Consider the following 7,344-nt stretch of genomic DNA (forward strand, 5'->3'; position numbering starts at 1 on the left):
GAGGATTGCCATGACGTTCATCCCCGGAGCACTACTAAGGAATCTGTATAACCACTCCAGCCTGAGAAATTCGGGCACGGGCGTGCGCTTCTCGGTGAAGAACCGGCTGAGCCCGGCATCACTCAGGCGCATCGAGCGGGTCTCACTCAACGGCGAGGTCATACATCCCGAGAGAATCGAGGTCACCGTCGATTCCGGCGACGCCTTCCCGGTGACTCAGATCGGCCCGGACCAACCGGTGGACTTCCCGTTGGGCAGTCTTCTGACTTTCCACCTGGCGGTGGACCCACTCGCGGAGGGCAAGCACGGCTTGGAGTTCGCGTTCGAAACCGCGCCCTTCGGCAAGCTGAAGTTCGGCGTCAAGGACGCGCTCCGAACCGGGAAACGGCCTCCCGGCACGGTCCCGCGCGACGCCGAAGACGATTACAGCGACGAGATCATCAGCGCCCGCCGGAAATTCGTGCGCGAGCAGACGGGTGCGACACTCGAGCACATGAGTCAATACTCCTTCGAGCCCCGCGTAACCCAAGGCAACATCGAGCACTTCACCGGCGTTGCCCAGATCCCTCTGGGGATCGCCGGCCCGCTACTGGTCCACGGTGCGCACGCCAAAGGCGAGTTCTATGTCCCGCTGGCGACCTCGGAAGGGACGCTGGTGGCGTCCTACAACCGGGGCATGAAGGTGATCCACAAGAGCGGTGGGGTGAAGTGCGCGGTGGTCGGCGACAACATGCAGCGAGCGCCGGTGTTCATCTTCGACGATGCCGCGAGCGCGCGCCGCTTCGCCGACTGGCTGGTCTCCCGGATGGACGACATCAAGGCGGTGTGCGCGGACTCCGATCCGTTCGTGACGCTGAAGTACGTCGACTACTACCTGGCAAACAAGTTCGCATTCACGCGCTTCAACTTCACGACCGGCGACGCCGCCGGCATGAACATGGTGGGGAAGGCCACGTTCGCGGCCTGCAACTGGATTCTCGAACACTGCAAGGAGGTCGAGATCCAGCACTTCTATCTGGAGTCCAACTTCGCCACCGACAAGAAGGCATCGATGATCAATCTGATGCGCTCCCGCGGCAAGCGGGTCACGGCGGAGCTGGTCGTGAAGCGCGACGTGCTGCGCGACATCATGGACGCCGACACCGAGTCCATCGAGAGGCACTCGAAGATCGCGAATGTCGGCAGTATGCTCTCGGGTGCCAACAACAACGGCTGTCACGCCGCCAACGCCATCACCGCGATCTTTATCGCCACGGGCCAGGATGTGGCCAACGTGTCCGAGTCATCGGCCGGGCTGGTCTATACGGAACTGACGCCGGAGAAGGACCTCTACATGTCCATTACGCTGCCGTCGTTGATCGTCGCGACGTGCGGCGGCGGCACCGGGCTTCCCACCCAGCACGAAGGTCTGGAGATCATGGGCTGCGCCGGCGTCGGCAAGGTCATGAAGTTCGCGGAGATCGTCGCCGGCACGGTGCTCGCGGGTGAGATCTCGCTCGCGGCGGCCATCTCCTCACTCGACTGGGTGTCCAGCCACGAGCAGCTGGGACGAAACGACCCGACCCGGCGCGGGCAGTGATCTCGTGGGGAGGGTGGGTGCGAGCCGGCTTCGGTAGCCGAGGCGGCAGGTCACAACGAGGCCAGCCGTTGGACTTCGACCCGTGTCCGATAGTGGCGACTCGAGCGCGCCCGGGCTCAGTTGACTGATGGGTCCGACTCGCGGCTCTCGTCCAGTGCCTGGCGGACCATGCGGCTGATCTCAGCCGGCGAGAAGGGCTTCTGCAGGAAGGCGTGACCGAGTCTCTGGGTCGGGTCCTCTTTGCGCGTTCCACTGGCGACGACGACCGGAAGATCGGGCCGCACCCGTCGCATCTCCTCGATCAGCGCCGCGCCGGTGATCTCCGGCATCAGTTGATCCGTGACCAGTAGTTGGAAGCGGTCCGGCTGACCTTTGAAAACGCGCAGGGCTTCCTTGCCGCTCGTGTGCGCAACAACCTCATAGCCGGCGGCTTCGAGCATCTTTTTGGCCACCTCCGCGATGGACTTCTCATCGTCGACGAACAGGATGCACTCCTTGCCGGTGAACTGGGTGTCCTGCCGGTCGCGGACCGGCGCTTCGATTCCGCCGGTGGGGAAGTGCACGACCAGGGTGGTCCCGCGCCCGAGCTCGCTCGAGGCGCGAATGTCGCCGCCGTGGGCCTTGACGATGCCGTGCACGACGGACAGCCCGAGCCCGGTTCCGGAGCCCGCCTCCTTGGTCGTGAAGAAGGGGTCGAACATCCTGTCCAGGGTGGCGGCATCCATGCCGTGCCCGCTGTCCTTGACCGTCAGCCGAACGTGGGGGCCGACGACGAGGTCGGAGCCCCGGCCAAGGTCGGCCGCTGCGAGCTCGACGCTCTCGAGCTTGATTTCCAGCTCGCCGCTCGCCTCGAGGGCCTGGGCGGCGTTAGTCCCGAGGTTCATCACGACCTGATGAATCTGACCGGGATCGGCGATCACGGCGGGGCAGTCCGGGTCGACCGTGGCACGGAACCGGATCGTTGCCGGCAACGAGGAACGGAGCAGTCCGCAGGCTTCCTGGACGACCGGTCCGAGCGCCACCGGCTCCTTGGGCCGTTCGTCCCGCCGACTGAACGTCAGGATGCGTCCCACGAGGTCGCGGGCGCGCTCGCTGGCTTTGACCACCTGCTCGATGTGCTCGGCCTCTTCGCTCTCCTCGGGAAGGGCGTCCAGGGTCAGGCTGGAGAAGCCGTAGACGGCGGTCAGGATGTTGTTGAAGTCGTGCGCGATCCCGCCCGCCAGGGTACCGAGTGCTTCCATTTTTTGCGACATGCGGACCTGTTTCTCGAGCTCCCTCATCTGAGTGATGTCGCTGCCCGAGCTCAGAACGATCGGCGCGCTGTCGTCGCCAGGAGCGAAGCGAGTCGAGTGCCAGGCAATGATTCGCCTATCGCCCTCTCGAGTGAGCAGCTCGTACTCGTAGTACTGGTAGGCGCCGATGTCTTCGAGTTGTGCTCGCACCTCGGCTCGACGATCCTCCGGTACGAACTTCTCGACCCAAGGGCTGCCCACGATCTCTTCCTCCTCATAGCCGAGAACCCGACAGCCCTTCTGGTTGATCAAGGTCACCTGGCCTTGCTCGTCGAGGGCGACCATGATCACTTCGGCGACGTCCAGGTACTCCTGGGCCTTGCGCTTCTCGGCCTCGAGAGCTTTCTCTTTGGCCTGGCGATCGTGAATCTCGATCTTGAGTGAGACGTTGGCCCGCTCGAGTGCGAGGGCGTGGCGTCGCTTGCGCCGCAGTGACCGGGCCACGGCCACGGCAAAGACGGCGACCGACAGCGCGTAGAGGCCGTACGCCCACCAACTGAGCCAAGGCGGCGGCGCGACCACGAGTCGGACCGTCAGTCCCTCCTCGTTCCATACGCCGTCATTGTTCGACGCCCTGGCGCGGAAGGCGTAGCTACCGGCGTGCAGGTTGGTGTAGGTGGCACGACGCAAGTTGCCCGCATCGATCCAGTCGCGGTCGAAGCCCTCGAGCTTGTACATGTATCGGTTCTTCTCCGGCGCCGAGTAGTCGAGGCCCGCGAACTCGAAGGCGATGACCGAGTCTTTGTGGCCGAGCCAGATCTCTTCGACTTCGCCAAGCGGGCTGGAGAACCCAACGGAGCTGTTGAACTTGAGAAAATCGGTCAAGACGACAGCGGGTGGGTGTGGATTCGATCGGATAGATGCGGGCGCGAAGACGTTGAAGCCGTTGACGCCGCCGAAGAATAGCTCGCCGCTGCGGGCGCGCATGGCGGCCGCGAAGTTGAAGTCGTTGCTCTGCAGCCCGTGGCTGGTGTCGTAATGGGTTACCTTGCCGTCGTGGGGATTGATCCGGGCGAGGCCGCGATCGCTGCTCAGCCACAGATCGCCCTGATCACTCACCAGGGCGGCGAAGACGTTGTTGCTGCGCAGGCCCTGCGCGAGTAGGTAGCGTGTCACCGACAACTCCCCGGCTCGGCGGTCGGTGGCTCTCCATCGGTTGAGGCCCGCTCCTCGGGTGCCGATCCAGAGGTCGCCGTCCGCGTCTCCCACGAGACTCCAGATGCTGTCGCTGCTCAGACTGCGCGGATCGGTCGGATCGTGCCGGTAGCGTACGAAGCCATCCGTCTGGCGAACCAGCCGGTTGAGTCCCGCGGCCTCGGTGCCGACCCAGAGGACGCCCGTCTGATCTTCGTAGACGGAGGTGACGCGGTCGCTGCTCAGACTGCGCGGGTCGCTCGGATCGTGACGATAGCGAACGAAGCTCTGTCGCGAGCTGTCAAAGCGATGGAGCCCGCCGCGAATGGTGCCGACCCAGAGCGTGGACCGTTGGTCTTCGAGCAGGGCCGTCACCCCGTTCCAGCCGAGGCTTGTCGGGTCGCCGGGGTCGTGCTGGAAGCGGTCGAAACTGCCGCGCCGCCGGTCGAACCGATTGAGCCCCCCGTCCAGCGTTCCGATCCAGAGGACGCCCCGGCTGTCCACCAGCAACGACATCACGCGATCGTCGCTCAGGCTGCTGGGGTCGATCGCCTCATGGCGATAGCTGGTGAAGGTGCCAGTCGTGCGATCGAGCCGATTGAGTCCACCCCCGAACGTGCCCACCCAAACGGATCCGTCCCGGTCTTCGGCGAAGGAGGTCACGAAGTTGTTGCTCAGCTCGGTCGGCTCATCGGCGCGTCGCCGGTAGTGGAGGAAGTCTCCGGTGGCGGTGTCCCAGGTGTTGAGGCCGGCGTAGGTACCCACCCACAGCACCCCGCCCCGGTCCTCGAAGATGGAGCTCACGGTGTCGTGGCTCAAGCTGTAGGGGTCGGCTGCCTCATGGCGGTAGTGTCTGAAAGTGTTGGTGGCAGGCTCCCAGGCATTGAGGCCATCGTCGGTACCGACCCACAAAGTGCCGGAGGTGTCTTCGAGAACGACCCGGACTTTGTCCGAGCTGAGGCTTCTAGGCGACCGCTTGTCGGGTTGGAACCGGTCGACCTTGCGAGCGGCCGGATCGAGCCGGTTCAGCCCACCATCGTAGGTTCCGGCCCATACGCTGCCGCCGCTGTCTTCGAAGACGCAGCGCACCCGATCGGAGCTGAGACTCGACGGGTTCGCCGGATCATGGTGGAAGCGCGTGAAGACACCCGTGGCGGGGTTGAGCGCGCTGAGTCCGCCGCCGTCGGTGGCGACCCACAGCAGGCCCAGACGATCCTCGAATAGATCCCGCACCCGGTCGCCGCCTAGGCTTGCCGGATCTTCCGGATTGTGGCGGAAGGGAGTGAATGACTGGCTTTGCCGATCGAAACGGTTGAGACCGCCGCTGTGCGTCCCGACCCACAAGACACCCGTCTGGTCCTCGAGCAGGACCCGCACGCGGTCGCCGCTCAGACTGGTCGGGTCCGAGGGGTCGTTCTGGAAATGAGTGAAGCTCCCCGTCAGCGGGTCGAAACGGCTGAGACCGCCGCCGTCGGTCCCCACCCAGAGGACGCCTTGGTGATCCTCGAGCAGCGACCAGACGAAGTCATGCGCCAACGAGCCCGGGTCGCCGGGATTGTGCTGGTAGTTGGTGAACTCGTAGCCGTCGAAGCGGCTCAGGCCGTTCTGTGAGCCGAGCCAGATAAAGCCGTCACGGTCCTGGAGAATCGACTGGATCCCCGCCGAGGGCAGACCGTCCTCTTGGGCCAGGTGGCGAAAGCGGACGGTCCCGGGCTCACTACGCACCGCCGCGGCGCCCGTGACGAGTATCGCGAGCGCCGCTGTCAGGCACCGGAGCCGGGTGATCCCGACGTTTGGCCGAAGTTTCTCAAGTTCTTCCAGGCGCCTACTCCTGTTCGACCCAGACGTTGATCGTCGCAGGCTCCGTCAGTCCGTCATTCCAGACGTAGCCATCATTCCAGACGTAGCCGTCGGCCCAGGGGTAGCCGTCGTTCCAGACGTAGCCATCATTCCAGACGTAACCATCGTTCCAGACGTAACCATCGTTCCAGACATAGCCATCGTTCCAGACATAGCCATCGTTCCAGACATAGCCGTCGTTCCAGACGTAGCCGGCCAGGCCCTCGATGTAGAAGCTGCCGTCCGCGGCACGCTGAGCGCGGCCGATAAAGTGCCCGGTGCCGTCGAGGTCCGCATCGACGTCGAGTCCGGCGTTGGCGCAGTCGTTGGCGGAGCCGTAGATAGTGTCGTAGGCATCCACGAGCCCGGTACCTTGTTGAAAGATGCTATAGGCGAGCATTCCCAGATCATCGACCGCGGGCCGTGCGGAGGCCAAGAGCCGGCACTTGACCTGGTCCGGCGTCAAGCCGGGCTCCGACTGCAGGAGCAGGGCGGCGATCCCGCTGACCGCCGCCGCCGCTTGCGAGGTTCCGGACATCTCGAAGTACTTGCCATCGAAATACTCGGCATGGAGGGCGGCGAGGGCGGTCTGCTGCCAGATCGTGCTCAGCATGTGACCACCGGGCGCCACCAGATCCGGCTTGACAAACGCATCGTAGGTCGGACCTGCTGCTGAGAAGGAGGTCAGTCGATCGTCGCTGGTATCGCCAGGCGTATAGCTGTCCGTCATGGCCCCGACGGTGATGATGTAGGGCACGCTTCCCGGCGAGCCGATGGTCATCGCGTCCGGGCCGGTGTTGCCGGCCGAAGCCACGACGACGATTCCAGCCTGCCAGGCGGCCATCACCGCTTGACCCAGCGGGTCCTCCCAATAGTGACCACGTGGCGGTGCGCTGAACGAGAGGTTGAGCACTCCGATGCCGTAGGCGTTCTTGTTGGCGACCACCCAGTCGAGGCCATTGATCACGTCCGCGTAGGTGGATCCGCCCGCGGCATCGAAAGCCTCGACGACAACCAGGTCAGCGTCGGGCGCGAGGCCGTTGAACTTGCCGTCGGCCCGCCGGCTGCTCATCGCCACGCCGGTGACGTGGGATCCGTGGCCGTTGAGGTCATCATCATCCGCGCCAGCGGTGTCGACCTGGTCCAGAAAGGCGTCAAAACGGATGAGAAGCCGGTGCTGCCCCTGCGCGTTCTTCTTGATTCCTTTACCCAGCCAGGAACCCGTGTCGACGATCGCGATCGTCGTACCGTAGCCGGTGAGCCCCTCGTCGTGGAGCAGGTCGGCCCGCACGAGGGAAGGGTAGTCGGTTGCCATGGAATTGCCGTTTCCACCTCCGGCGGTCCGGACTTCGCCGTTGGCGTATATCCGCATCGGCGGGTTTGCCGCCTCTAGCTCGCTTACCTGCGCCGCGGTCAGGCGGGCGGCAACGGCCCTGATGATGCCTAGCTCACGGTCGATCTCGGCCCCCACGCCGAGGACAGCTGCGGCCGCTGTTTCGA

At 64.7% G+C, this 7,344-nt stretch carries 3 protein-coding genes; 1 reads left to right on the forward strand and 2 read right to left on the reverse strand.

The features are described from left to right. Positions 1 to 10: 10 nt before the first annotated feature. Positions 11 to 1,579: a hydroxymethylglutaryl-CoA reductase gene (locus tag GY769_12605; protein MCP4202762.1), complete on the forward strand. Its 1,569-nt coding sequence runs from the start codon at positions 11 to 13 to the stop codon at positions 1,577 to 1,579. 116 nt (positions 1,580 to 1,695) lie between these two features. Here GY769_12605 and GY769_12610 read toward each other — a convergent pair whose 3' ends face one another. Next, positions 1,696 to 5,730 carry a response regulator gene (locus GY769_12610; GenBank protein MCP4202763.1) on the reverse strand — a complete coding sequence of 1,345 codons (4,035 nt, stop codon included), beginning with the start codon at positions 5,728 to 5,730 and terminating at the stop codon, positions 1,696 to 1,698. Between the two features lie 100 nt (positions 5,731 to 5,830). Then, positions 5,831 to 7,344: S8 family serine peptidase (locus GY769_12615; GenBank protein MCP4202764.1), on the reverse strand; the 1,514-nt coding region annotated here is incomplete at its 5' end.

This window comes from bacterium (genome assembly GCA_024224155.1).
Taxonomy (GTDB): Bacteria; Acidobacteriota; Thermoanaerobaculia; order Multivoradales; family JAHEKO01; genus CALZIK01.

What these genes read in the sequence shown, in the direction of transcription:
- GY769_12605 (MCP4202762.1), top strand. Translation starts at nt 11, where the DNA reads ATGACGTTCATCCCCGGAGCACTACTAAGGAATCTGTATAACCACTCC.